24 protein-coding genes are annotated in these 25,082 nt (G+C 57.5%); 17 read left to right on the forward strand and 7 right to left on the reverse strand.

Translation table 11 applies throughout. The annotated features are described in order from the left end of the window. The first annotated feature begins 172 nt into the window (after nucleotides 1-172). A complete protein-coding gene (locus tag ACWPM9_RS09705; RefSeq protein ID WP_428186848.1) occupies nucleotides 173-703 on the forward strand; it encodes a DUF992 domain-containing protein in 531 nt (176 codons plus the stop codon). 236 nt (nucleotides 704-939) lie between these two features. Beyond that, a complete protein-coding gene (locus tag ACWPM9_RS09710; RefSeq protein WP_484757541.1) occupies nucleotides 940-1,410 on the forward strand; it encodes a MarR family winged helix-turn-helix transcriptional regulator in 471 nt (156 codons plus the stop codon). A gap of 26 nt (nucleotides 1,411-1,436) precedes the next feature. Here ACWPM9_RS09710 and ACWPM9_RS09715 read toward each other — a convergent pair whose 3' ends face one another. The 6 genes from ACWPM9_RS09715 to gltA form a co-directional block, all read right to left on the reverse strand. Further along, the gene (locus tag ACWPM9_RS09715; RefSeq protein WP_484757542.1) at nucleotides 1,437-2,663 is read right to left on the reverse strand and encodes a molybdopterin molybdotransferase MoeA; all 1,227 of its coding nucleotides are present in this window, start codon (nucleotides 2,661-2,663) and stop codon (nucleotides 1,437-1,439) included. A gap of 2 nt (nucleotides 2,664-2,665) precedes the next feature. Continuing rightward, nucleotides 2,666-3,160 carry a cyclic pyranopterin monophosphate synthase MoaC gene (gene moaC / locus ACWPM9_RS09720; RefSeq protein ID WP_428186845.1) on the reverse strand — a complete coding sequence of 165 codons (495 nt, stop codon included), beginning with the start codon at nucleotides 3,158-3,160 and terminating at the stop codon, nucleotides 2,666-2,668. Next, nucleotides 3,157-3,972 (reverse strand): indole-3-glycerol phosphate synthase TrpC, encoded by an 816-nt coding sequence (trpC, locus tag ACWPM9_RS09725; protein ID WP_484757543.1) that lies wholly within the window; start codon nucleotides 3,970-3,972, stop codon nucleotides 3,157-3,159. The genes moaC and trpC overlap by 4 nt, the downstream gene beginning before the upstream one ends. Nucleotides 3,973-3,987: 15 nt before the next feature. Then, nucleotides 3,988-5,004 (reverse strand): anthranilate phosphoribosyltransferase, encoded by a 1,017-nt coding sequence (gene trpD / locus ACWPM9_RS09730; RefSeq protein WP_484757544.1) that lies wholly within the window; start codon nucleotides 5,002-5,004, stop codon nucleotides 3,988-3,990. A 26-nt stretch (nucleotides 5,005-5,030) separates the two neighbouring features. Continuing rightward, nucleotides 5,031-6,917: a peptidylprolyl isomerase gene (locus tag ACWPM9_RS09735; protein ID WP_484757545.1), complete on the reverse strand. Its 1,887-nt coding sequence runs from the start codon at nucleotides 6,915-6,917 to the stop codon at nucleotides 5,031-5,033. A 169-nt stretch (nucleotides 6,918-7,086) separates the two neighbouring features. Further along, on the reverse strand, nucleotides 7,087-8,376 hold the full coding sequence (gene gltA / locus ACWPM9_RS09740) for a citrate synthase (RefSeq protein ID WP_484757546.1): 1,290 nt from the start codon (nucleotides 8,374-8,376) through the stop codon (nucleotides 7,087-7,089). Nucleotides 8,377-8,650: 274 nt separating this feature from the next. Here gltA and ACWPM9_RS09745 point away from each other — a divergent pair, with 274 nt between their 5' ends. Both ACWPM9_RS09745 and ACWPM9_RS09750 read left to right on the forward strand, forming a co-directional pair. Next, complete coding sequence (locus ACWPM9_RS09745) at nucleotides 8,651-10,363, forward strand: ComEC/Rec2 family competence protein (RefSeq protein ID WP_484757547.1); 1,713 nt, start codon at nucleotides 8,651-8,653, stop codon at nucleotides 10,361-10,363. 11 nt (nucleotides 10,364-10,374) lie between these two features. Beyond that, nucleotides 10,375-11,184 carry a hypothetical protein gene (locus ACWPM9_RS09750; protein WP_484757548.1) on the forward strand — a complete coding sequence of 270 codons (810 nt, stop codon included), beginning with the start codon at nucleotides 10,375-10,377 and terminating at the stop codon, nucleotides 11,182-11,184. Here ACWPM9_RS09750 and lexA read toward each other — a convergent pair. Next, the gene (gene lexA, locus ACWPM9_RS09755) at nucleotides 11,138-11,851 is read right to left on the reverse strand and encodes a transcriptional repressor LexA (RefSeq protein ID WP_428186839.1); all 714 of its coding nucleotides are present in this window, start codon (nucleotides 11,849-11,851) and stop codon (nucleotides 11,138-11,140) included. The two genes, ACWPM9_RS09750 and lexA, sit on opposite strands and share 47 nt — an antisense overlap. 209 nt (nucleotides 11,852-12,060) lie before the next feature. On the opposite strand from lexA, the gene ACWPM9_RS09760 reads away from it, so the two are divergent. The 13 genes from ACWPM9_RS09760 (at nucleotide 12,061) to ACWPM9_RS09820 (ending at nucleotide 25,043) form a co-directional block, all read left to right on the forward strand. Further along, the gene (locus tag ACWPM9_RS09760; protein WP_484757549.1) at nucleotides 12,061-12,957 is read left to right on the forward strand and encodes a VOC family protein; all 897 of its coding nucleotides are present in this window, start codon (nucleotides 12,061-12,063) and stop codon (nucleotides 12,955-12,957) included. Further along, on the forward strand, nucleotides 12,954-13,799 hold the full coding sequence (gene kdsA / locus ACWPM9_RS09765) for a 3-deoxy-8-phosphooctulonate synthase (protein ID WP_428186837.1): 846 nt from the start codon (nucleotides 12,954-12,956) through the stop codon (nucleotides 13,797-13,799). The genes ACWPM9_RS09760 and kdsA overlap by 4 nt, the downstream gene beginning before the upstream one ends. Before the next feature lie 159 nt (nucleotides 13,800-13,958). Then, nucleotides 13,959-15,233: a phosphopyruvate hydratase gene (gene eno / locus ACWPM9_RS09770; RefSeq protein WP_428186836.1), complete on the forward strand. Its 1,275-nt coding sequence runs from the start codon at nucleotides 13,959-13,961 to the stop codon at nucleotides 15,231-15,233. 182 nt (nucleotides 15,234-15,415) lie between these two features. Continuing rightward, nucleotides 15,416-15,739, forward strand: coding sequence for an FtsB family cell division protein (locus ACWPM9_RS09775; RefSeq protein WP_428186835.1), 324 nt, complete (start codon nucleotides 15,416-15,418; stop codon nucleotides 15,737-15,739). Nucleotides 15,740-15,887: 148 nt separating this feature from the next. Beyond that, a complete protein-coding gene (gene pdhA / locus ACWPM9_RS09780; RefSeq protein WP_484757550.1) occupies nucleotides 15,888-16,934 on the forward strand; it encodes a pyruvate dehydrogenase (acetyl-transferring) E1 component subunit alpha in 1,047 nt (348 codons plus the stop codon). A 17-nt stretch (nucleotides 16,935-16,951) separates the two neighbouring features. Then, the gene (locus tag ACWPM9_RS09785; protein ID WP_428186833.1) at nucleotides 16,952-18,355 is read left to right on the forward strand and encodes a pyruvate dehydrogenase complex E1 component subunit beta; all 1,404 of its coding nucleotides are present in this window, start codon (nucleotides 16,952-16,954) and stop codon (nucleotides 18,353-18,355) included. Nucleotides 18,356-18,370: 15 nt separating this feature from the next. After that, on the forward strand, nucleotides 18,371-19,711 hold the full coding sequence (locus tag ACWPM9_RS09790; protein WP_484757551.1) for a pyruvate dehydrogenase complex dihydrolipoamide acetyltransferase: 1,341 nt from the start codon (nucleotides 18,371-18,373) through the stop codon (nucleotides 19,709-19,711). A gap of 92 nt (nucleotides 19,712-19,803) precedes the next feature. Further along, the gene (locus tag ACWPM9_RS09795; RefSeq protein ID WP_484757637.1) at nucleotides 19,804-20,442 is read left to right on the forward strand and encodes an SGNH/GDSL hydrolase family protein; all 639 of its coding nucleotides are present in this window, start codon (nucleotides 19,804-19,806) and stop codon (nucleotides 20,440-20,442) included. Nucleotides 20,443-20,513: 71 nt separating this feature from the next. Further along, complete coding sequence (locus ACWPM9_RS09800; RefSeq protein ID WP_428186831.1) at nucleotides 20,514-20,783, forward strand: HP1242/YdcH family protein; 270 nt, start codon at nucleotides 20,514-20,516, stop codon at nucleotides 20,781-20,783. Between the two features lie 83 nt (nucleotides 20,784-20,866). Continuing rightward, nucleotides 20,867-22,312 (forward strand): dihydrolipoyl dehydrogenase, encoded by a 1,446-nt coding sequence (gene lpdA / locus ACWPM9_RS09805; protein WP_428186830.1) that lies wholly within the window; start codon nucleotides 20,867-20,869, stop codon nucleotides 22,310-22,312. A 75-nt stretch (nucleotides 22,313-22,387) separates the two neighbouring features. Then, nucleotides 22,388-22,642 (forward strand): GlsB/YeaQ/YmgE family stress response membrane protein, encoded by a 255-nt coding sequence (locus ACWPM9_RS09810; RefSeq protein WP_428186829.1) that lies wholly within the window; start codon nucleotides 22,388-22,390, stop codon nucleotides 22,640-22,642. A 125-nt stretch (nucleotides 22,643-22,767) separates the two neighbouring features. Beyond that, nucleotides 22,768-23,745 (forward strand): lipoyl synthase, encoded by a 978-nt coding sequence (lipA, locus tag ACWPM9_RS09815; protein ID WP_484757552.1) that lies wholly within the window; start codon nucleotides 22,768-22,770, stop codon nucleotides 23,743-23,745. A 254-nt stretch (nucleotides 23,746-23,999) separates the two neighbouring features. Continuing rightward, nucleotides 24,000-25,043, forward strand: coding sequence for a phytanoyl-CoA dioxygenase family protein (locus ACWPM9_RS09820; protein WP_484757553.1), 1,044 nt, complete (start codon nucleotides 24,000-24,002; stop codon nucleotides 25,041-25,043). The last annotated feature ends 39 nt before the right edge of the window (nucleotides 25,044-25,082 follow it).

A 25,082-nucleotide genomic window follows, 5' to 3' on the forward strand; every position in this document is an offset into this window, starting at 1 on the left:
CAATAGGGGCTCTGCTGCGCAATCGTCGAAGCGTTGAACTGAATGTTTCCGGGTGTGACATTTCGTGCCCAAGTTTTTTCGGATCAATATGGCGGCACATGCGTTTCTCAACCGTATCCGGATCAAAACCGGAAAATGAACGAACTCACATGCTTCCGAAAGGAATACAGGGATGAATAAGAAGATTGTCACTATGCTCGCCGCTCTGCCGCTCGTCGCCAGCGCTGGCGCTGCTATGGCCGCCGATGCACTCGTTGCCGCACCTGCACCTGCGTATCATGAGGCCGACAAGTACGGTGGCGTTAAAATTGGCTACCTGACCTGCGACGTCGATGGTGGCGTTGGTTATGTGGTTGGTTCCGCGAAGGCGGCCGAATGCTCGTTTTCGTCCACTGTTGGCAGCGAGCCTGTCGATACCTACGGCGCGACTATTCGCAAGGTCGGCGTTGACTTAGGCTTCACGACCAAGGGCAAGCTTGTCTGGGCCGTATTCGCTCCCACAGCCGGCTATCACCAGGGCTCGCTGGGCGGTCTTTATCAGGGTGCCACAGTCGAGGCGACCGTGGGTGCCGGTATTGGCGCAAACGTTCTGGTTGGCGGCACGGCCGGCTCTATCCAGTTGCAGCCTGTCAGCGTAACGGGTCAGCTTGGTCTGAACCTTGCTGCAACAGGCACGTCTGTGACCTTGACGCCGCAGAGCTAAGAAAAGAAATTTCAGTTGGGTGCGACCGCAAATGCGGGATCGTACTCGCTGGACGACCTTGATCCCAAGCAAGGCTTAGTACTCGCCGACGAACCATCGTATGCCCGACCTCCGCGTCGGGCATACGCGTTTCAGGAGAGTGGTGTCGCCGTGCCTCGTACATTGGACAATAATTTGCACTGCAGGACATAACTCCTTTATTTCATTAGAGACATTATGCGCTTAAAGATAATTTCATGAGTGAATTGTTAGATCTGCCGCCCGCCCGCATCACACGACTGATTGCGAACACTGCCCGGTTGTGGCGGCGTGCGGCGAATCGTCGACTTCAACCCTACGGTCTCACCGAGGCTACCTGGTTGCCGCTGTTGCATATTTTTTCGTCCCAGAATGCCATGCGGCAAAAGGACTTGGCCAATAAATTGATGCTGGATGGTTCGTCCGTCGTTCGGGTGGTCGACAATCTCGAAAAAGCGGGTCTGGTCTCACGGGTGGGTAATCCGGGAGATCGGCGGTCAAAAGAGGTGGTCTTGACGGAGGAAGGTCTCGTGGTGGTTACAAAGGTAACCGATATTGCGTTTCTTCTGGCGAGCGAGGCTTCCAGCGGTATTGACCAGCATGACATGGAAACGGCCAGGAGGGTTCTTTCCCATATGAGCCGATTTCTCTCTCAAGAACTGGGCGATGAAATCGAGAATGACGACTAGGGCGGCAATTCTGTAAGCGTTTCCACCTACGCCCCGGCAAAGGGTCTCAGCAGCAATATGGCTGTCTCTTCACCTGCCGAAAGCGCAGGAGCGTGAGGTGCGCGAATGATAAGGCAATCCGAACGGGCAAAGATCTTCATCATGGATGAATCCTGTTTGTCGAAGGCGGTTGCATAAAGCTTTCCATCCTCCGTACGCTTCAGGCTCGCGCGCATATAATCCTGGCGCTTGTCGTTCGAAGCGATGTCACTCGTCGTCACGGCGACTGCTTCTCTTCTTTTTTCAGCCTTTCGGGCCATCTTGAGAATCAGCGGTTCCAGAAAGAGCAATGCACACACCATGCTGGAGACCGGATTGCCCGGCAGGCCAAGCACCTGAATGTCTCCGAGACTGCCGACCATCAGCGGCTTGCCAGGCCGCATGGCGATGCGCCAGAAATCAAGCGTCATGCCGCTTCCCAGCAGCGCAGATTGCACCAGGTCGTGATCGCCGACCGAGGCGCCACCGACGGTCACCAGAATATCGGCACCAGCCTTTCGCGCGCGGTCTATGCAGGTGGCGATCGCCACACGATTATCGCGGGCAATGCCCAGATCCAGAATATCGGCCCCACATTCACGGGCAAGGGCTGCGATGCCATGGGTATTCGAGGCAACGATCTGCGACGGGCCGGGTGTCCCTCCGGGAGCAACAAGTTCATCACCGGTCGCAAGGATTGCCACAAGCGGCTTCTTGTAGACATCTATGACGTCGTGATTGGTTGCCGCAGCCAGCGTCACATGCGTGTAATCCATAAAAATTCCGGATTTCAGCACAGTTTCACCTTCGGCGAAGTCCTGTCCTCGGGGCCGGATATGGCGACCTCTGGTGACCGCGAATGTCGTTCTTATCCGGTTGCCGTCGAGCTTCTCGGCGTCCTCCTGGATCAGGATGGTATCGGCGCCCTCGGGCACCGGTGCGCCGGTGAAGATCCGAACGGTTTCGCCCTGTCCCACCTTGCCGTCGAATGCATGGCCGGCAGCTGCCGCGCCAATGACCGTCAGTTCCGATCCAATGTCGACTGCATCATCAGCGCGCAGCGCATAGCCATCCATGGCGGACGCATCGAAGGGTGGTTGGGTCAGCCTGGAGACAATGTCTTGCGCCAGGATCCGGCCTTGTGCCCGATCCAGGTGTACGCTTTCCGTCGCAGTGATCGCATTGCCGCGGTCCAGGACGCGCTTTTGTGCATCGCCAACAGAGAGGAGGGACATGATCAGTCCGCCTCCGGATGGCGGAAATCGCCTGACTTTCCGCCAGATTTCTGCAGCAGCCGAATGCCGCCGATTTCCATCGCCTTGTCTGCGGCCTTGGCCATGTCATAAATGGTGAGGCAGGCGACTGACACGGCCGTCAAGGCTTCCATCTCGACACCCGTCTGACCGGTCAGTTTGGCCGTAGCCGTCACTTTCAGGCCCGGCAGGGCGATATCCTCGACAATGTCGACCGACACTTTGGTCAGCATCAGCGGATGGCACAACGGGATGAGCGACGATGTCTGCTTGGCGGCCATAATGCCGGCAATGCGGGCAGTTGCGATGACGTCACCCTTTTTGGCATTTCCCTGGCGGATAAGGGCCAGCGTGGCCTCAGCCATTTTTACCCGACCTTCAGCGACGGCGATGCGAACCGTTTCGGCCTTGTCGCCAACATCGACCATATTGGCTTCGCCGGAAGCGCCGATATGCGTGAGCTCGCCGGGCGCTGTCATTCGGCAGCCATGGCGCCCTCTACGCCCGTGAGGAGCATGCGCGTGGCCGCTGCAACATCAGCCTTGCGCATAAGGCTTTCTCCCACCAGGAATGTGGAAATGCCGCAATTTTTAAGGCGCTGGCAATCCGCATGGGTGAAGACGCCGCTTTCGCCCACCAGCAGACGACCTGGCGGCACCATGGCAGCAAGTCTCTCACTCACGGCAAGATCGACCTCGAAGGTGCGCAGATTGCGATTGTTGACGCCGATCATCGGAGAGGTGAGCTTGAGCGCCCGCTCCATTTCGTCTTCGTCGTGGACTTCCACCAGAACATCCATGCCCAGATCGAAGGCAGCGCCTTCAAGGTCTGTCGCTTCTGCGTCAGACAACGACGCCATGATCAGCAGAATACAGTCAGCACCCCAGGCGCGCGCTTCCAGCATCTGGTAGGCGTCGAACATGAAATCCTTGCGCAGGGCAGGGAGCGTGCAGGCGGCACGGGATTGCGTCAGGTATTCGGGCGCACCTTGAAAACTCGGCCCGTCTGTCAGGATGGACAGACATGTCGCGCCGCCAGCCTCATAGGCCTTTGCCAGTTCAGGTGGATCGAAATCCGGGCGAATGAGACCCTTGGAGGGGCTGGCCTTCTTGATTTCAGCGATCAGTCCAAATGTGCCGGTATCCGCTTTCGTCTTCAACGCGCTATAAAAGCCACGAACCGGGTCTTGGTCGGCAATACGCGCCTTCAGTTCGGCGGCTGGAACGGCGGTTTTCGCCGCTGCGATTTCCTCGCGCTTGTAAGCCTCGATACGCTTCAAGATGTCGGTCATGGTGCCAGCCTAAACTCAATTGCTCTGGTTGGAAACGGCAATCAGACGCTCGAGCGCCTGCGTCGCCTTGCCTTCGTCAAGCGACCTGGAGGCGATGTCCATGCCTTCGGTCACGGAAGACGCCTTGCCGGCTATGACAAGGGCTGCCGCTGCATTGCAAAGGGAAATATCGCGGTATGCGTTTTTCGCTCCGCCCAATACGTCTTTCAGCGCGGCTGCATTGGCAACGCCATCGCCACCCTTCAATTGATCGAGCGTGACTTGCGGCACACCAAAATCAGCAGGCGTCAGCTCGAACTCGCGTATCTGACCATCCTGGAGGGCTGCAACCTGCGTCGTGCCAGTGGTGGTGATTTCATCCAGCCCGCTTCCATGGACGACCCATGCGGCAGTCAGGCCGAGGTCCAGAAGTGCTTCGGCAAGAGGCCTCACGAGGTCGGGAGAAAAGACGCCGAGAAGCTGGTGCTTGACGCTCGCCGGATTGGTGAGCGGGCCAAGCACGTTGAAAATCGTGCGCGTTCCAAGCTCGACCCGGGCCGGACCGACATAGCGCATTGCAGGGTGATGCTGGGGCGCGAACATGAAGCCGATGCCGGCCTCTGCGACGCATCGGGAAATTCCGGCGGGATCGAGGTCAAGTTTGACCCCAAGTGCCGACAGGCTGTCGGAGGCACCTGATTTGGACGACAGGGCGCGGTTTCCGTGTTTGGCGACAGGCACACCCGCACCTGCGACAATCAGCGAGGCCAGTGTCGAGATATTGTAGGTCCCGGTTCCATCGCCGCCGGTTCCAACGATATCAATGGCGCCTTCAGGCGCTTTGACCGGGAGCATCTTTGCGCGCATCACCGATACCGCACCGGCAATCTCGTTGACGGTTTCGCCGCGCACGCGCATGGCCATCAGGATGCCGCCGATCTGGGCCGGGGTGGCGTCGCCAGACATGATCAGTTCAAAGGCGTCGCTTGCCTCGCTGCGGGTCAATGCTTCGCCGCCGGCGAGCTTGGCGATAAAGGGCTTGAGACCGCTCATATCCTCAACTTTCCTTGCCGTTTCACCTAGCGGACAATGGCTTGCTGGGCCAGGTTCTGGTTGACCGAGACGCCGTATTTCGTCTGCAAGCCGGAGACCATCTGATCGAGAATGTCATCGCCGGCAGCGTTGGCAAGCGTCGTGGACTGCTGGTCGTCGCTGTTCAATACTGAGGTCGTCGGCTGGTCATTCACTTCGGTCACCTTCAACACAATCTGTGTCGTTGGATCATTGCCGGGCGCAGAGGCGACGGTACCTACCGGACCGCTAAACGCTGCCGATACTGCCGCGCTGCCAAGGACCGGATCATCCGTGCCGCGCTGGATGCCGCTTTTGCTCTCTACAGCGATTGCAAGTTCGGCAGCAACGGCGTCCATGGTTTCACCGTTCTGGATACGGGTCTTGATGTTTTCGGCCTTGGCGCCGAGCGCAGTCTTTTGCTGTTCCGCAGTCCAGTCGGCCACGGCCTTGTCGTGGACTTCTTCAAGGGTGCGGTCGCGCGCTGGCTCGATGCCGGTAACTTCAAACCAGATATATCCATCCTTGCCGAAATTGATCGGCAGTGGCTCTACACCGACTTCGGTCTGGAACGCCTCGCTCAAGAGCTTTGCACCGGCTGTCAGGTCAACATCCTTACCATCGGGATCAAGTCCCTGGGCGTCGACATTGGCCACCTTCACAACCTTCAGATTGAGTTCCTTGGCAACATCATCCAGCGATGAGCCGGAGGCGCGCAGGTCCTCGAAACGGTCGTGCACATCGAGAATATCTTCGACAGCTGCAGCATCGGCAAGCTCCTTGCGGATCTCGTCCTTGACCTCGTCGAAGCTGCGCGTGCGGCCATTCTTGATATTGGTGATCCGCAGGATAACGGGGCCAAAGGCGCCGTCGATCACGGGCGTTATCGTTCCTTCCGTCTCGACTGCAAAGGCAGCATCGGCGATTGCCGGATCCGGCAGTTGTGCCTTGGTGAAATCGCCAAGGAGAACGTCGGTCGCTGTCTTGCCCTGATCGGAGACCAGTTGATCGAAAGTGGTTCCCGACGCCAGTTCCTCGGCTGCTGCATCAGCGACCTTGCGGTTTTCAAACGGGAGCTGTTCGATTGTACGGGTGCCGGGGATTTCGTAGGTCGCCTTGCGACGGTCGTAATCCGCGCGAACGGCGTCTTCCGTGATGGAGGCCGGCGCAGCAATATCCGAAGGCTCAAGCTTTACATATTCCAAGCCGCGATATTCAGGCGCGCGATAACGGCTCTTGACGGTCTCGAACCAGGTCTTCAGCGTGTCTTCCGAAGGAGCCGCGACGGGATCGATATTGGCGTTGGTGAGCAGCAGGTAGTTGATCCCGCGGCTTTCCGTGCGGTATTTCTTCAGAGCATCGATGAGGACGGCCGGTGCTGTAAAGCCATCGGCCGTTGCCTCGACAATCTGGGTGCGCACAGCGACCTTGGAGCGCTCCTTGATGTAGTCATTCTCGTTCAGGCCGGAATTGCTCAGCCGTGTCGAGAAAAGCTGGCGACTGAATTTGCCACTGGCGTCCTTGAATGCAGGATCATCGGCAATGAGGCTTGCGAGACGATCTTCGGAGAGCCCGATATTCATGTTTTTCGAGAGCTGATCGAGGGCGGCACCGGCGGCGAGCTGCGAGTAGACCTGGCTCTCGACGCCCAGGGCGCGAGCCTGTTCCGATGTGAGCTGCGTGCCAAAGCGGCGGCTCATATCCGAGAGCGTGCGCTGATAGGCCAAGCGAAACTCGCTCGAGGATATCTTCTGGTCGCCGACCGACATGACGGTGTCGGAGGTGTCGCTGACCAGCGAGCGCGAGACGCCCCAGATGCCGAAGGATGCGACCAGCAGCAGGAGAAGGATCTTGGCTACCCAGGTTTTGGCAGCTTTTCTCAACATGTTTAACATCGGGACGCGAACCTCGTGTCTTTTTATTGCCTGCGCGCGAAGCGGTTGACGTTCCTTAAAGCAAAGTTTCAAGGAAATGAAGGGATAGCAGGGGAAAAGGCTGCGGCTATTGCGCAAAGAAAAAGGCCCGGCAAATACCGGGCCTTCATCAGGTGCCTGATCTCTTGGCTTAACGCTTGGAGATCGGTGTGTAATCGCGAGTCGGTGCGCCGGTATAGAGCTGGCGAGGACGACCGATGCGCTGCTGCGGATCTTCGATCATCTCGTTCCACTGGGCGATCCAGCCGACTGTTCGGGCAAGGGCGAACAGAACGGTGAACATGGTCGTGGGGAAGCCGAGTGCGCGAAGCGTGATACCCGAATAGAAGTCGACGTTCGGATAGAGCTTCTTTTCCTTGAAGTAGTCGTCGTTGAGCGCGTATTTTTCGAGCTCCAGCGCCACCTGCATCAATGGATCGTCGCCACGACCGGTTGCTTCAAGTACCTCATACATCGTCTTCTGCATGATCTTGGCGCGTGGATCGTAGTTCTTGTAGACGCGGTGACCAAAGCCCATCAGACGGAACGGATCGTTCTTGTCCTTGGCCTTGGCGATGTATTCAGGGATGCGTTCAACCGAGCCGATTTCCATGAGCATGTTGAGCGCGGCTTCGTTGGCGCCACCGTGAGCAGGGCCCCAGAGGCAGGCAATGCCGGCTGCAATACAGGCGAACGGGTTGGCACCGGAAGAACCAGCGAGACGAACCGTGGATGTGGAGGCGTTCTGCTCGTGATCGGCATGCAGGATGAAGATACGGTCCATGGCACGGGCCAGAACCGGGTTCACCTGATATTCCTCGCAGGGAACGGCAAAGCACATGCGCAGGAAGTTTGCCGCATAATCCAGGTCGTTTTTCGGATAAACGAAGGGCTGGCCGATATGGTACTTGTAGGCCATGGCGGCAATTGTCGGCATCTTTGCGATCATGCGCAGCGAGGCAACCATGCGCTGATGCGGATCGGTGATATCGGTCGAGTCGTGGTAGAAGGCCGACAGAGCGCCGACGGTACCAACCATGACAGCCATCGGATGGGCGTCGCGGCGGAAGCCGGTGAAGAAGCGGCTCATCTGTTCGTGCACCATGGTGTGATGCGTGACGCGATGATCGAAATCCTTCTTCTGAACAGCTGTTGGCAGTTCGCCATAAAGCAGCAGATAGCAGGTCTCGAGGAAATCGCCCTGTTCGGCCAACTGTTCGATGGGGTAACCGCGGTGCAGCAGAATGCCTTCGTCACCATCGATAAAGGTGATCTTGGATTCGCAGGATGCGGTGGACGTAAAGCCCGGGTCGTAGGTGAAGGCGCCAGTGTTTTTGTAGAGTGCGCCAATGTCGACAACGTCTGGACCAAGGGTGCCAGTTTTGACAGTCAGGTCGACAGTTTTGCCACCGAGATTTATTTCAGCGCTTTTGTCCGTCATGCTAATCCTCCGAATGGGCGGGAGATGCCCTCAAATTGGGCACCACAGGTTAAGCGTCAGGCATTAGCTATATGATCCGAAGGTTAATGCCAAGCTATCGACCCGCCAAATTGTGCACTGCACTGCATGCGCTGCACTATCTGGCCTGATGAACGCGCGTATACCGCGAGCATGTTCTGCTTAACAATCAACCGCTTCGCGAATAAGCTGTCCTCCGTGACTTGGTGTCGGCTTGGTTGTTGCAGTGAGCCGGACACTTCGTGGGGGCCGTACCATGCATGAAGCGTTGGAAAAGCACCTGGATACGATCCGATCTGTTGGCAGGCCGCGCGCTGTCGCGCCTGTGTCTTCACGTCTGCGCCATACGCGCGAAGGAATGACGCGGCCGCGGTCTGTCCCCGAGTTCAGCGCGTTTTTTTCACGCCTTGCGAGCAGAAGCGCGGCATGCCTGGAAGACGAGCGTGATCACGGCCATGTTTTCCTGTTCCTGCCGGTTTTCATGGGTACTGGCGCTATTTTATGGTTTGCGGCTGATGATCCGCCCAAGCTTTTCGTGTTGATTTTGCTCTTTTGCGGTCTGGCTTGTCTCGGAGTTGTCAGCCGCTATCGCAATCCGTGTTGGCACTACGTCTTGCTGGCCTCGATGCTCATGACCGCCGGGTCTTTGTTTGCTGTTTGGGAAACGGCGCGTCTGGATACGGTCATGCTGGACAGCCCGGTCACGACTCATATCACAGGCATTATCGAGCAGCGAGAGGAGGGGGCGAGCGGCGAATGGCGCTATATCGTCCGTATTGCACAGACCCGAGAACCACAGTTACGGCGCCCGCCTTCGAGAGTTTCGCTGGTGGCGCGCGCGGATCATAGACCATTTATGATCGGTGCCGCGATTGAGGGGAGGGCCAGATTATCTCCTCCCTCGGGGCCTGCGCTACCCGGACTGAATGACTTTGCCTTTTCTGCCTATTTTGACGGCATTGGCGCGATCGGCTTTTTCCTCGGCGCGCCTGATGTCGGCGAATCGACCCAATCCGACCAACCGCAAACGGATTTTTTGACCTCTGCGAAACGGGCATTGGCATCCAATCTACTGTCGGTGCGTGGCGCTATCGGCGAGCGGATACGAACGGCAATCGGCGGAGACGAAGGTGCTTTTGCTGCGGCGATCGTGACAGGTGAGCGGCGGGCGCTTTCAGAGCCCGTCCTGGACGACCTGCGGCGCTCGGGCCTTGCCCATGTGATTGCGATTTCCGGCCTGCATATGGCGCTGGCGGCTGGATTGTTCTTTGTCGGTCTACGGGTGGTGTTGAGCCAGTTCACAGGCTTTGCACAATCCAGACCGATCAAGAAGTATGCAGCCGCTGGCGCGCTTGTCGCAGCATTCTTCTATCTGATGATTTCCGGTGCCCAGGTGTCGGCGCAGCGCGCTTTCGTGATGATGGCAATCATGCTCATGGCTGTGCTATTGGACAGGCCAGCGATCAGCATGCGCAATGTGGCACTGGCGGCCACGATCATACTGGCAATCTCGCCCTCCGAAGTGATGGGGCCAAGCTTTCAGATGTCATTTGCAGCGACCGTGGCGCTGGTGGCTGGATATTCCGCGTGGCGTTTCCGCAGATCCCGCGAGGGCTATTTCGACTTTTTGCCTGATATGCCCATTGCCGGTGCGATCATCCGCGTGGTTGGCGGGCTGATCCTCACTTCCGTGATTGGTGGTTTGTCGACCGCGATCTTTTCGCTGGAGCATTTCCACCGCCTCGCCGGCTATAGTTTACCGGCCAATCTGTTGGCGATGCCGATCATCACATTTGTGGTGATGCCGGCCGGCCTGGTGTCGATGTTGCTGATGCCCATCGGTCTCGACACACTTCCGCTTGACGTCATGGGGCATGGACTCGGTCTCGTCATCGCAATTGCCCATACTGTCGCCGAATGGGGTGGCGATGTCGGTAGCGCGCGGCTGGCCGTTGGGTTTTGCCGTTAGCGGTTACGGGCATGCTGATACTGGCACTGCTTCGAAGTCGCATCAGGCATATTGGCACCGCCATCCTCGCAGTTGGTCTGATCACCGGATTGGCGCTTCCTAAAGACAGGACTGCCGATCTGCTGATCTATGAGGACGGTCGTCTGGTTGGGTTGATCGGCAATGGTGCCAACAATGCGGACGTGATCGCCACTACGAGCGCCCGACCGCCGGGCTTCATATTTACCCAATGGCAGAACGGTTTGCAGCGCCACAGCCATCAAAAACCTGCTGTCGAAGAGGATGCCTTGCTTGCCAAGGCGATTGCGCCGCGGGACATCGCGACCCCTGATGGTGGTCGCCGCTTTCCCGTGCTTTCGGAAAATGCGATACGCTACGCCAGCACGAAACTCGCACATATGTTGGACATGTCGGTCGACGGCCAGTTCAGTTGCCTGAACAAGGTCTGGTGCGTTGCCCGTATCAGCGGGGGCTGGCGGGTGGTGACACTTGAGGAGCCACGGCTTTCAGGCCTGGCCTGCGATCTCGGTGATATTGTTATTTCTGCGCGACGGCTTGGCTATGACCATTGTCGCTCGGGCGCGAGATTGATCACGCCCGATACACTTCGCAAAACGGGCTCTTTGGAAATATGGCTAGGCCCGCACAGCAACGGGGCAATCGCTTTGCGCTCTGCTTTCTCCGGCCGTGCAAGGCCCTGGAGCCTGCATCGTAGATATGATTGGCGCAGCGGCCGCTATGATATGAAACCAGTGGAGACCGTGCTCACCGACCTCAGTGATAGCGGCGGATCAGGCCGACCAGCTTACCCTGAACCTTGACCCTGTCAGGCCCAAAGATCCGTGTTTCGTAAGCCGGATTGGCCGCTTCAAGAGCAATCGACGCACCCTTGCGACGGAAGCGCTTCAGGGTTGCTTCCTCGTCATCGACCAGCGCCACGATGATATCGCCCGGACTGGCGGTCGAGCCATTGCGGATGATCACGGTGTCGCCGTCAAGGATGCCGGCCTCGATCATCGAGTCACCCTTGACCTCAAGCGCATAATGCTCGCCGCTGCTGACCATTTCGGCGGGAATGCTGATTTCATGAGTGTTGTTCTGAATGGCAGAGATTGGCACACCGGCGGCAATGCGACCCATCACCGGAACGGAAACCGTATTGTTGTTGTCTTCGCTCGGCTGGCGCAGCATCGGCGGTGGCGTCTTGCCGCGGCTGCCCTCGATGACGCTGGGCGAGAAACCGCCGCGACGTGGCTGCATGCTGGGTGAATAGGCTTCGGGAAGCTTGATCACTTCCAGTGCTCTTGCCCTGTTGGGTAGCCGGCGAATGAAACCGCGCTCCTCCAGCGCTGTGATCAGACGATGGATGCCGGATTTGGAGGCCAGATCCAGTGCATCTTTCATTTCATCAAAGGATGGCGGCACGCCGGACTCCTTCATTCTTTCGTGAATGAAGAGCAACAATTCCTGTTGTTTGCGGGTCAGCATTGCGATTCCCTTTGATGAAACAAATCCAGAACATACACTATCTGTTCCAGTTGTGTTCTGCAAGTGACTAAATTTTTGTGAGGCTGGCAACAATGGAATTGATGGGTCGGCGCGCACATCAGAACTAAAGTGTTCGATAAAGTGCGATGTCTTGTGTTTGAGCCTGCGATGGCGCACAACCGACGCGTTTTGATGCTGAGGAACCGTTCATGGATTCATCGTCTGCCTCGCCGGCCCGCGCGCTCGATCATATTGTCCTGCCTGTCGGAGCGCTTGGGGTCGCACGCAACCGGTTGACGGCGCTCGGTTTCACGGTGGCAGCCGATGCGCTCCATCCATTCGGCACCGAAAATGCCTGTGTTTATTTTTCCGAAGGCGGATATCTGGAGCCTCTGGGTGTTGCCGATCCTGAGAAATGCCACGACGCGATACGGCAGGGCAATGTGTTTGTGGCGCGCCATGAAGCGTTTCGGGCAGATCGTGGCGAGGGGCTGTCGGCCATTATTGCCGAGAGCCGCGACGCGGATGCGGATCACGCAAGGTTCGAGGCAGAGGGACGGTCTGCCGGCAAGATGCTGTCTTTCGAGCGACCTGTTCAAGCGGCCGATGGAAGCGAGGCGAAAGCCGGTTTCAAGCTGGCTTTCGCCAAGGATGAACAAGCGCCTGACCTGCTGCTGTTTGCCTGTGAGCGACTGTTGCCGCTGGCGATCGACAAGGAGGCGCTGGCGCAACACGACAATAGCGCAATGCGTGTGAGTGGCGTGATCTTGACGGCGGAAGACCCCTCAATATTTGAGGGTTATATCGATGCTGTGTTTCAGGCGCATGCTTCAGCAACCCGAGGCGGCAGACTGGAATTCGCTGCCGGCGGCACTCAGATAGAAGTGATGACGCCGGACGGATTTACCCGCAGCTATGGTCTATCTGTAATGAGCAGGACCGCCGGTCTTGAGGGCGCGGGATTAGTCGTTGCCGTGGGCGATCTTGGCGTGACAGGTGCGCTTCTTGCCGCTAATGGCATTTCTTACGAAGCCCGGGAGGGTCGCCTTGTGGTTCCACCATCGGCGGGTCAGGGCGTAACATTCATATTCGAGGACAAGGCATGAGCATTTCACCAAATTCAAGCGTGGTCGTTGGCGATGGCGCAAGCAAGGTCACCTTTTCCAATAGCGCACGCTTTTCGTTGATCGCCGGCCCTTGCCAGATGGAGAGCCGCGACCACGCCTTTATGATGGCTGGCGAGATCAAGGAAATCTGCGACACGCTCGGCATCGGCCTCGTCTACAAGTCCTCTTTTGACAAGGCCAACCGGACATCTCTGTCTGGGAAGCGCGGTATCGGGCTGGAGCAGGCACTTGAGGTGTTTGCAGACCTTAAAAAGGAATTCGGCTTTCCTGTGCTGACCGACATTCACACCGAGGAACAGTGTGCCATCGTCGCGCCGGTGGTCGACGTGTTGCAAATCCCGGCCTTCCTCAGTCGCCAGACAGACCTGCTGGTCGCTGCTGCCAAGACTGGTCGTGCGATCAACGTCAAGAAAGGCCAGTTCCTCGCGCCCTGGGACATGAAGAACGTGCTCGCCAAGATCGTCGAAAGCGGCAATCCGAACGTGCTCTTGTGCGAGCGCGGTGCATCCTTCGGATACAATACACTGGTGTCTGATTTCCGCGCCTTGCCGATCATGGCGGCCATGGGGGCACCTGTGGTGTTTGACGCGACCCATTCCGTGCAGCAACCGGGCGGGCAGGGTGGATCGACCGGTGGACAGCGCGAATTCGTTGAAACGCTTGCGCGTGCCGCCGTTGCCGTTGGCGTTGGCGGGCTGTTCATCGAAACCCATCAGGATCCGGATAACTCACCTTCTGACGGCCCGAACATGGTTCATCTGAAAGACATGCCGCGGCTTCTGGAAACCCTTCTGGCGTTTGACGCAATCACCAAGGGGTGAGGCTGCGAAGTTTCGACACTGAGGCGAAGGCACTGTCGATGGCATCGGCTTGTCTCGCTTCAGGCGACACCAAGCTTTCATACTCTTGCCATTGTATTTTTCTCTTCTTCGATTAATACAGGCCCATCCTCAATCCCACCCAGAAACCGGGAGGTCCCCATGACTGCAATCACCGACATCATCGGCCGCGAAATTCTCGATAGCCGCGGCAATCCGACTGTAGAGGTCGATGTCTTTCTTGAAGACGGCAGCATGGGTCGCGCAGCCGTTCCGTCGGGTGCCTCGACCGGTGCGCACGAAGCCGTCGAGCTTCGCGATGGTGGCAAGCGCTATCTTGGCAAGGGCGTTGAAAAGGCCGTCGAAGCCGTCAACACCGAGATCTTCGATGCCATTGGCGGCCTGGATGCGGAAAACCAGATCCAGATCGACAACATCATGATCGAGCTGGACGGCACGCCAAACAAAGCGCGCCTCGGGGCAAATGCTGTTCTCGGTGTGTCTCTGGCCGTTGCCAAGGCTGCTGCCGAAGCCTCCGGTCTGCCGCTTTATCGTTATGTTGGCGGCCCGAACGCCCGCACGCTGCCAGTTCCGATGATGAACATCATCAATGGCGGCGCGCATGCCGACAACCCGATCGACTTCCAGGAATTCATGATCATGCCCGTCGGCGCGGACACCCTGCGCGACGCCGTTCGCATGGGCTCGGAAGTGTTTCATGTGCTGAAGAAGGAATTGAGCGCCAAGGGCCTCAACACCAATGTCGGCGATGAAGGCGGTTTTGCGCCAGACCTGAAGAGCGCGCCTGAAGCGCTCGACATTATCATGAAGGCGATCGAAAAGGCTGGCTACAAGCCTGGCGAAGACATCAGTCTCGCTCTCGATCCGGCGTCGACCGAATTCTTCAAGGACGGCAAATACGATCTGCAGGGCGAGGGCCGTGTGCTCGATAGCGCCGAAATGGCCGGTTATTATGCCGAACTGGTTGCCAAATATCCCATCATCTCCATCGAAGACGGTATGGCCGAAGACGACTGGGATGGTTGGAAGACCCTGACCGACATGATCGGCGACAAGTGCCAGCTGGTGGGTGACGATCTGTTCGTGACCAATTCGGCGCGTCTGCGTGACGGCATCAAGATGGGCGTTGCCAACTCCATCCTGATCAAGGTCAACCAGATCGGCACACTGACGGAAACGCTGGATGCCGTGGAGACCGCGCATAAGGCCGCTTACACAGCCGTCATGTCGCATCGCTCGGGCGAAACGGAAGACTCGACGATTGCCGATCTCGCTGTTGCGACCAATTGCGGACAGATCAAGACCGGCTCGCTGTCGCGTTCGGATCGTCTGGCAAAGTACAATCAGCTGATCCGTATCGAAGAGGGTCTCGGTCCGCAGGCGTTCTACGCCGGTACGTCGATCCTCAAGGGCTGATCGGTCCTCGATCGTTGAATTGAAAAGCCCGCGCCGGGAAATCGGGGCGGGCTTTTTGTCGTGACAGTGCGGCGTGCGACAGACAAATTCTACCGGTTTCTGACAGGGTCAACGATCGGTTAAACAATCAGAGCTAATTTGAACGCTTAGTTGAGTACCGCGTATCAAGGCCATACCCCCGCATGTGGACCCGCCATCATAAAAAACGTAAAATCGGTCGCCTGGTTCTTCCAGCGGTGACCATCGCCTTTCTGGGCTATTTCGGCTATCATTGCATTCATGGCGACTACGGTCTGATTGCCGCAGAGCATTTCGAGAAGCGTAGGGTCGTGCGTGAGCGAGAGCTTGCAGCGCTTGTGGATCAGCGGAAGACGCTGGAGAATCAGGTGGCGCTGATGAGCGATGGGTCGCTTGAGAAAGACATGATCGATGAGAAGGCGCGATATCAATTGAATATGTCGCGTCCCGATGAAATTGTGATCTTCAATAGCTATTTCAAGAATTAACCTGAATTCGGTTAATATTCAATTTCCGTTAAAAAACATAGACTTATTCGGAATGCTAGGCATGCATTTATGGCATTGCCGGGCTGCCGTTTCTTGCTTATTGTACGCGACAACAAACATATCGCCCATAAAACCCAGGGAGGGATGAATGGCGCCGCGAAAACCCGCGTCTACCGCAGGACGCAAACCTGCTTCCAAAACAACCAAGACGGATTTTGAGCACGGCGCAGTCGCCGAGTTCAAGAAAGATCAGGAGCTTTCCGCCTATCGGCAGATGCTTTTGATTCGCCGTTTTGAAGAAAAAGCCGGCCAACTTTATGGCATGGGCTTCATCGGTGGTTTCTGTCACCTCTATATAGGTCAGGAAGCTGTCGTTGTTGGCATGCAGATGGCGCAGAAGGATGGTGACCAGGTCATCACCGGTTATCGCGACCACGGTCACATGCTGGCAACCGGCATGGAAGCGCGCGGCGTGATGGCGGAACTGACGGGACGCCGGGGCGGCTATTCCAAGGGGAAGGGTGGCTCCATGCACATGTTCTCCAAGGAAAAGGCCTTCTATGGCGGCCACGGCATCGTTGGCGCGCAGGTGTCGCTCGGAACCGGTCTGGCCTTTGCCAACCGCTACCGCGACAACAAGTCGGTCTCGATTGCGTATTTCGGCGATGGCGCGGCCAACCAGGGCCAGGTCTACGAGAGCTTCAACATGGCACAGCTGTGGAAGCTTCCGGTGGTCTATGTGATCGAGAACAACCGTTACGCCATGGGTACGTCGAACGCACGTTCGACTGCGCAGACCGATTACTCCAAGCGCGGCGCATCGTTCGGCATTCCCGGCATGCAGGTCGATGGCATGGACGTTCGGGCCGTGATGGCTGCAGCCGAACAGGCTCTCGAACATGCACGCAGCGGCAAGGGTCCCGTCATTCTGGAAATGATGACCTATCGTTATCGCGGCCACTCTATGTCCGACCCTGCGAAATACCGTTCCAAGGATGAAGTGCAGAAGATGCGTTCCGAGCACGATCCGATCGAGCAGGTGAAAGCCCGTCTTATGGACAAGGGCTGGGCGAGCGAAGACGAGCTTAAGGCTCTCGACAAGGAAGTGCGCGACATCGTTGCCGACAGCGCCGATTTCGCACAGTCGGATCCAGAGCCGGATGTATCCGAGCTTTACACCGATATTTTGCTTTGAGCGGGGAGGCCTAGTTTATGACCGTAGAAATTCTCATGCCTGCCCTGTCTCCGACAATGGAAGAGGGCACCTTGTCGAAATGGCTGAAAAAGGAAGGTGACAAGGTCACGTCCGGCGACGTCATTGCGGAAATCGAAACTGACAAGGCGACCATGGAAGTGGAAGCCGTGGATGAAGGCACGATCGGCAAGCTGCTGATCGAAGCCGGCACCGAAAACGTCAAGGTGAACACGCCGATTGCTGTTCTTCTTGAAGATGGCGAAAGCGCCGATGACATCAAGGCTGGCGGTTCCGCATCCAAGGCCGAAGAAGCGCCTGCCGCTTCCGATGCGTCCGGCGGCAAGGCTCGCGAAGCCAAGGACGAGGCTCCGTCTGAAAAGGCACCGGCTGCGCCGAAGGTCGATGTTGCCTCCGATCCGGACATTCCGGCCGGTACCGAAATGGTGATGACGACCGTTCGCGAAGCACTTCGCGATGCGATGGCCGAAGAAATGCGCCGCGACGAAGACGTCTTCGTCATGGGCGAGGAAGTGGCTGAGTACCAGGGCGCCTATAAGATTACGCAAGGCTTGCTGCAGGAATTTGGCGCCAAGCGCGTCGTCGACACGCCTATCACCGAACACGGCTTTGCCGGTGTCGGCGTCGGTGCGGCGATGGCCGGTCTGAAGCCGATCGTCGAGTTCATGACCTTCAACTTTGCCATGCAGGCGATTGACCAGATCATCAACTCGGCTGCCAAGACGCTTTACATGTCGGGCGGTCAGATGGGTGCGCCGATGGTGTTCCGTGGCCCCAATGGTGCTGCTGCCCGCGTTGGTGCACAGCACAGCCAGGATTACGCGGCATGGTATAGCCAGATCCCCGGTCTCAAGGTCGTCATGCCGTATACGGCTGCGGACGCCAAGGGCCTGCTCAAGGCTGCGATCCGCGATCCGAACCCGGTTGTCTTCCTTGAGAACGAAATCCTCTACGGTCAGTCCTTCGAAGTGCCGAAGATGGATGATTTCGTTCTGCCAATCGGCAAGGCGCGCATCCACAAGAAGGGTAGCGATGCCACCATCGTCTCCTTCGGTATTGGCATGACCTATGCGCTGAAGGCCATCGAGGAACTGGAGAAGGACGGCATCGACGTCGAACTGATCGATCTTCGCACCATTCGTCCGATGGATATTCCGACCGTGATTGAGTCGGTGAAGAAGACCGGTCGTCTGGTGACTGTCGAAGAAGGTTATCCGCAGTCGTCCGTCGGCACTGAAATTGCCACGCGCGTGATGCAGCAGGCCTTCGATTATCTCGATGCGCCGATCCTGACGATTGCTGGCAAGGACGTGCCGATGCCATATGCGGCAAACCTCGAAAAGCTGGCGCTGCCGAATGTCGGTGAGGTCGTACAGGCCGTTAAAACCGTCTGCTACAAATAAGGGGAGGCCTACACCATGCCGATCAATATCACGATGCCGGCGCTTTCCCCGACCATGGAAGAGGGCAATCTCTCCAAGTGGCTGGTGAAGGAAGGCGACAAGATCGGTCCCGGCGATGTCATCGCCGAGATCGAGACCGACAAGGCGACCATGGAAGTGGAAGCTGTTGATGAAGGCACGATCGCCAAGCTCGTTGTTGAAGCGGGTACCGAGGGCGTGAAGGTCAATGCCCTGATCGCGATCCTTGCCGAAGAAGGCGAAGACGTGAAGGAAGCAGCCGCCTCCGGTGGTGGTTCAGCAGCCCCGAAAGCCGATGCCGCGCCGGCCAAGCAGGAAGCCGCGCCAGCGGCTGCACCTGTCACGGATCAGGCACCGGCACCGTCTACACCTGCTCCGGTGACGAAATCCGGCGACCGGGTTATTGCGTCGCCATTGGCACGCCGTCTGGCCAAGGAAGCGGGTCTCGATCTCACCGCCGTCTCGGGCACCGGACCTCATGGCCGTATCGTCAAGAGCGACATCGAAAAGGCCAAGTCCTCCGGTGGCGCGAAGGCTCCCGCTTCGGCTCCGCAGACGGGTGCAGCAGCACCGCAGGCGCCTAAGGGTCAGTCCGACGAGGCCGTTCTCAAGCTGTTCGAGGAAGGCTCCTACGAGCTTCTTCCCCATGACGGCATGCGCAAGACCATCGCTGCACGTCTGACAGAATCGCACCAGACTGTGCCATCCTATTTCGTGTCGATGGATTGCGAGCTGGATGCGCTGATGAAACTGCGTGCCGAGATCAACAAGTCGGCGCCGATGAATAAGACCGAGAAGGGCGAGGTTCCGGCCTACAAGCTCTCCGTCAACGACTTCATCATCAAGGCCATGGCGCTTGCGCTGCGTGACGTTCCATTGGCAAACGCCTCCTGGACCTCGACAGCTCGCGTCAAGCACAAGCACTCGGATGTCGGCGTTGCCGTTGCCATTCCGGACGGTCTGATCACGCCGATCATCAAAAAGGCGGAGACGAAGACCCTGTCGACGATTTCCAACGAGATGAAGGACCTGGCCCGTCGCGCGCGTGACAAGAAGCTGAAGCCGGACGAATATCAGGGCGGCACGACTGCCGTGTCGAACCTGGGTATGTTCGGTGTCTCCAACTTCACCTCGATCATCAACCCGCCGCATGCCTCGATCGTGTCGATCGGTGCAGGCGTCGAGAAGCCGGTGGTGAAGAACGGTGAGATCAAGATTGCCAATGTCATGACAGCAACCTTCGCCTTCGATCATCGCGTGATCGACGGGGCGCTGGGCGCGGAACTGGCAGCGGCCTTCCAAAAGCACATCCAGAACCCGATGGGCATGCTGGTGTGATTTTTCTGACGCACCCCGTTCTCGGGGTGTGTCAGGGTCTCTGAGCCGGACTGTTTGGTCTTCATCTTTTGGTTGGAAATGGCGTGAGCAACATGAAATCCGTTCTGTGCTTTGGTGATTCCCTGACCTGGGGCTATGACCCGGTCAATATGGGACGGCATGCCTATGAGGACCGCTGGACAAGTGTTCTGCAAAAGGGGCTTGGGCACGGCGTTCGTGTTCTTGCCGAAGGATTGAACGGGCGCACCACAGCTTATGACGATCATCTCGCCGATTGCGAGCGCAATGGCGTGAAGCTTTTGCCGACCGTTCTGGAAACGCACAAGCCAGTCGATCTCGTCATTATCTTGCTTGGCACCAATGACATGAAGCGCGGGATCGAGGGCACGGCCATCGGGGCTGCGAGCGGTATCAAGCGCCTGGTCAGCCTGGTGCGCAACCATGACTGGGGCTTCAATTTCGAGGGACCCGATGTTCTGATCGTCGCTCCGCCTGTTATCCGCGAAACGGCCAATGCGTTTTTTGCGGCCATGTTCAATGATGCGCTGGACGAAAGCGCGATGTTGGCAAGTCTTTATCGCGACATGGCGGATGAATTGAATTGCGGATTTTACGACGCAGGTTCGGTGGCCGAGACAACACCGCTGGATGGTATTCATCTGGATGCCGAGAATACGCGCGCAGTCGGTCGCGGTCTTGAGCCCGTTGTGCGCATGATGCTGGGCATTTGATCGGGATCAAGGAGAGAGACGAGGGGAAGTCTAGACTGGTGACATGAATTTCCAATACGGGAGAGATCACCATGTCGAACACACCCCACAAACTGGCGGATGAGTTTCCGCAGTTCACGGCACTGATGCATCATCTGAAGGAGACAGATGGTCATTTTGCAAGATTGTTTGAGAACTACCAGACGGTGAACAGCGAGATCCATCGCGCCGAAACGAATATTGAGCCGACAGACGACGCCCACATGGAAGTCATGCGGAAAGAACGGATGCAGCTCAAGGATGAAATCTACGGGATGCTGGTTCGTCATGAACCGGAAGCCGAAATGCCGGATGTGAAATAACGCTGGCACGGGTGCTTCCAATCCCCAAAAGGGACGAGCGGTCAATCGCTTGGCCCATATGCAACGAAGGAGTGGAAGCACCCATGGCCAATGCTTATGACATCATCATTATCGGCTCCGGTCCCGGCGGCTATGTGGCGGCAATCCGTGCAGCGCAGCTTGGCATGAAGGTTGCCGTTGTCGAGCGCGAGCATCTGGCCGGCATCTGCTCCAACTGGGGCTGCATACCGACCAAGGCGCTGCTGCGCACGGCCGACGTGATGCACACGGCAACGCATGCCAAGGATTACGGACTTTCTCTCGAGGGTTCCATCAAGCCGGATGTGAAGGCAATTGTTGACCGTTCGCGCGGTATCGCGCATCGCATGAACAATGGCGTCGGCTTTCTGTTCAAGAAGAACAAGGTCGACATCATCTGGGGTGAGGCCAAGATCACCAAACCCGGCGAGATCGTGGTCGGCAAGACGACCAAAGAGCCCGTTCTGCCCATGGGCCCTGTGCCGAAGAACACGCTGGGTGAGGGCACCTATACCGCCAAACACATCATCATTGCCACCGGTGCGCGTCCTCGTGCACTTCCGGGGATCGAGCCCGATGGCAAGCTGATCTGGACGTATTTCGAGGCGATGAAACCGGAAGAAATGCCGAAGTCTCTGCTGGTCATGGGATCGGGCGCGATCGGCATCGAATTTGCCTCCTTCTACCGCACCATGGGCGTTGACGTGACCGTGGTCGAAATCATGAAACAGGTCATGCCTGTCGAAGATGCGGAGATCTCGGCCTTTGCCAAGAAGCAGCTGGATAAACAGGGCATGAAGATCCTGCTGGAAGCCAAGGTTGCCAAGGTCGAAAAGGGGTCCAATTCCATCACGGCAACGATTGAGACCAAAGACGGCAAGACCCAGCAGATTACCGCTGACCGTATGATTTCCGCCGTGGGCGTTCAGGCCAATATCGAAAATATCGGACTTGAGGCCGTTGGCGTGAAGACTGATCGCGGATTCATTGTCATCGATGGTTACGGCAAGACAAATGTGCCGGGCATCTATGCCATCGGGGATGTCGCCGGTCCGCCGATGCTGGCCCACAAGGCCGAGCATGAGGGTGTCGTGTGCGTTGAAAAGATCGCCGGACTTCCAAATGTTCATGCCACCGACAAGTCCAAGGTTCCAGGCTGCACCTATTGCAATCCGCAGGTCGCCTCCGTTGGCATGACGGAAGCCAAGGCCAAGGAAGCCGGTCGCGATATCCGTGTGGGGCGGTTCTCCTTTGCCGCCAACGGCAAGGCCGTGGCGCTGGGCGAAGACCAGGGCATGGTCAAGACCATCTTCGACAAGAAGACCGGCGAATTGCTCGGTGCGCATATGGTCGGCGCTGAAGTGACCGAACTGATCCAGGGCTTTGTCGTTGCCATGAATCTCGAGACGACCGAGGAAGAGCTGATGCACACGATCTTCCCGCATCCGACGATTTCGGAGACGATGAAGGAAAGCGTGCTGGATGCCTATGGACGTGTGCTGAACGCTTAATGCATTTGCGTCTGGAACCATTTGTCGTCAACGGTGTTTGCGTTATGAATTTATTCAATCATCAAGGGGGCACACATGGATCTGAACGGCGTAGGACTACTAGGCGCAATCGTCATCGGCGGACTTGCCGGATGGCTGGCGGAACGCTTCATGCGCAGCAATATGGGGCTGCTCATGAATATCATCCTTGGGATCGTGGGAGCAGCGGCACTCAACTTCGTGCTGAAACTGGCGGGCATTTATACCGGCACTGGTTTGCTCGTATATCTGATCGTCGGTTTCATCGGGGCCTGCCTGTTGATCGCGATTGCGCGAATGGTTCGCCGTTAGCGTTCAACCTCCACTTATGCAAAAAGCGTTAGGCCGTCTTGCGTGAGACGGCCTGACTTTTTGCGTCTGACCGTCTATATTGATTGAAAGAAGTTCGCGGACGCGAGCAGTCTACAGGATATTTGATGGTTACCATTCTCGACAATATCACAGCGCCCAAAGAGCGGGCACGCCATCCGGAAAAAGCACACAAGCCCGACACCGAAGTGATGCGCAAGCCGGAATGGATCCGCGTTCGCGCGCCGACCTCCAAGGGTTACAAGGAGACACGCGATCTGGTGCGCAGCCATAATCTGGTGACGGTTTGCGAGGAAGCGGGCTGCCCGAATATCGGCGAGTGCTGGGACAAGAAACACGCCACCTTCATGATCATGGGCGAGATCTGTACCCGAGCCTGCGCGTTTTGCAACGTGACCACCGGCCGGCCGAATGCGCTGGATATGGCGGAACCTGAAAATGTTGCCAAGGCCGTCAAGCAGATGGGCCTCAACCATGTGGTCATCACTTCCGTCGATCGCGACGATCTGGATGATGGCGGTGCCGAGCATTTCGAAAAGGTAATCTTCGCCATTCGTGCAGCATCGCCTGGGACGACGATCGAGATCCTGACGCCGGACTTCCTGAAGAAGCCGGGTGCTCTTGAACGCGTTGTCGCTGCCAAGCCGGACGTCTTCAACCACAATATGGAAACCGTGCCGGGCAATTATCTGACGGTTCGGCCCGGCGCACGCTATTTCCACTCGATTCGTCTGTTGCAGCGGGTCAAGGAACTGGATCCAACCATGTTCACCAAATCCGGTATCATGGTGGGACTTGGAGAAGAGCGTAACGAAGTGCTGCAGCTCATGGATGACCTGCGCACTGCGGATGTCGATTTCCTCACCATTGGTCAGTATCTGCAGCCGACCCGAAAACATCACAAGGTCGAAGAATTCGTCACGCCCGACGAGTTCAAGTCTTATGAGACTGTCGCCTATGCCAAGGGCTTCCTGATGGTGTCGTCCAGCCCGCTGACGCGCTCTTCGCACCATGCCGGCGACGACTTTGCCAGATTACGCGAGAACCGCGAAAAGAAGCTGGCGGCGGCGATTGCTGCTGAGTAAGCGTTTTTGATTCCAGCGTTTGAAAGCCCGGAGCGGTGGCGCTTCGGGCTTTCGTGTTACGGTGTCTGGCCATCGTACTGCCAAATTCAGCATGGTCTCGGCTGGCTGGCCGACGCAGCGTCTGAAGGTGGGCTGCCCAAGGGCTCAGGCGACAGGAGATCGCGTGCAGCGCTGGACGTCAGTTCTGTCGACATGGGCGGATGAAGGCGCTAGACTTTGGGCGGGGGACTATATTTTCGGAGGTATGTCGCTACATGCTCCAGCAGATTAAGACTGCAGTGCTCTTACCATGGTATGCAATTTCCATCTTCACGGGAGAGAAGTCGTTTCGCCGCAATCCCATTCTCGGCTCCGTCCGGCTTAACAGACGCGGTCTCCATGTCTGGCGCGTCAAGCTGGCAGCGAGGATCGTCGCCTGGCGGCGTCAGTATCTCGAATATATGATCTCAGACGAAGACCGTAACGCCTATGACGCGAACGGTTACATCGAAAAGCGCAACCTCTTGCCGCCGGACCTGTTTGCAGCTCTTGTCACGGAAATTGAAAATCTGCGGGTGCCTGCGCGGGAAATGTATGAAGGCAATGCAGTGACCCGTCGCACGCCGCTGACGCCGGACGTGGTCAAGGACAATCCGGCTATCAAGGCTTTCTTGGAGAGCAAGGAGTGGACCGGTCTGATTCGTTATATCGGCGGCTTCGATGTGGAGCCTGTGATCAGTGTGCAGACGATCTTCGCCGAGGCGACACCCAAGGGCAAAGGCAAGGATCCGCAGACCAACCTGCATATGGATACCTTTCATTCGACCGTTAAGGCCTGGTTTTTTCTCTATGATGTACCGATGGACGAAGGACCGTTCACCTATGTTCGGGGCTCGCACAAATTAACAAAGCGGCGTCTCGCCTGGCAGAAGCGCAAGAGCGTGCTTTCGGCACAGAATCATGCCGGTGGAGCCTTTCGCATTTCTCCAGGCGAACTCAAATATCTGCATTTGCCTGAACCGACCGCCTTTGCTGTGCCGGCCAATACACTGGTGGTTGGCGATACATTCGGCTTTCATGCGCGCGGCGCTTCAAGCCGGGCATCTGTGCGCGTGGAGATATATGCATCGCAGCGACCCAACCCGTTCCTGCCGGTCGTCGGCCTGGACACGGCGGCACTTCCTCTCGTGAAAGGCCGCAAGCAGGTCATTCCATGGGTGTTTGAAGATCTCGCCGTGAAGTTGGGGCTGGGCAAACAGAAGTGGTTTTCCGTTGGCAGACCAAAGCCGGGTGAGCCTGTCGCGAACGGGAAGGGGTGATCGGCTGTTGCGGCTATGCTGTCCTTGCGAAATGCAAAT

The sequence above is a fragment of the Agrobacterium sp. H141 genome (assembly GCF_057158725.1).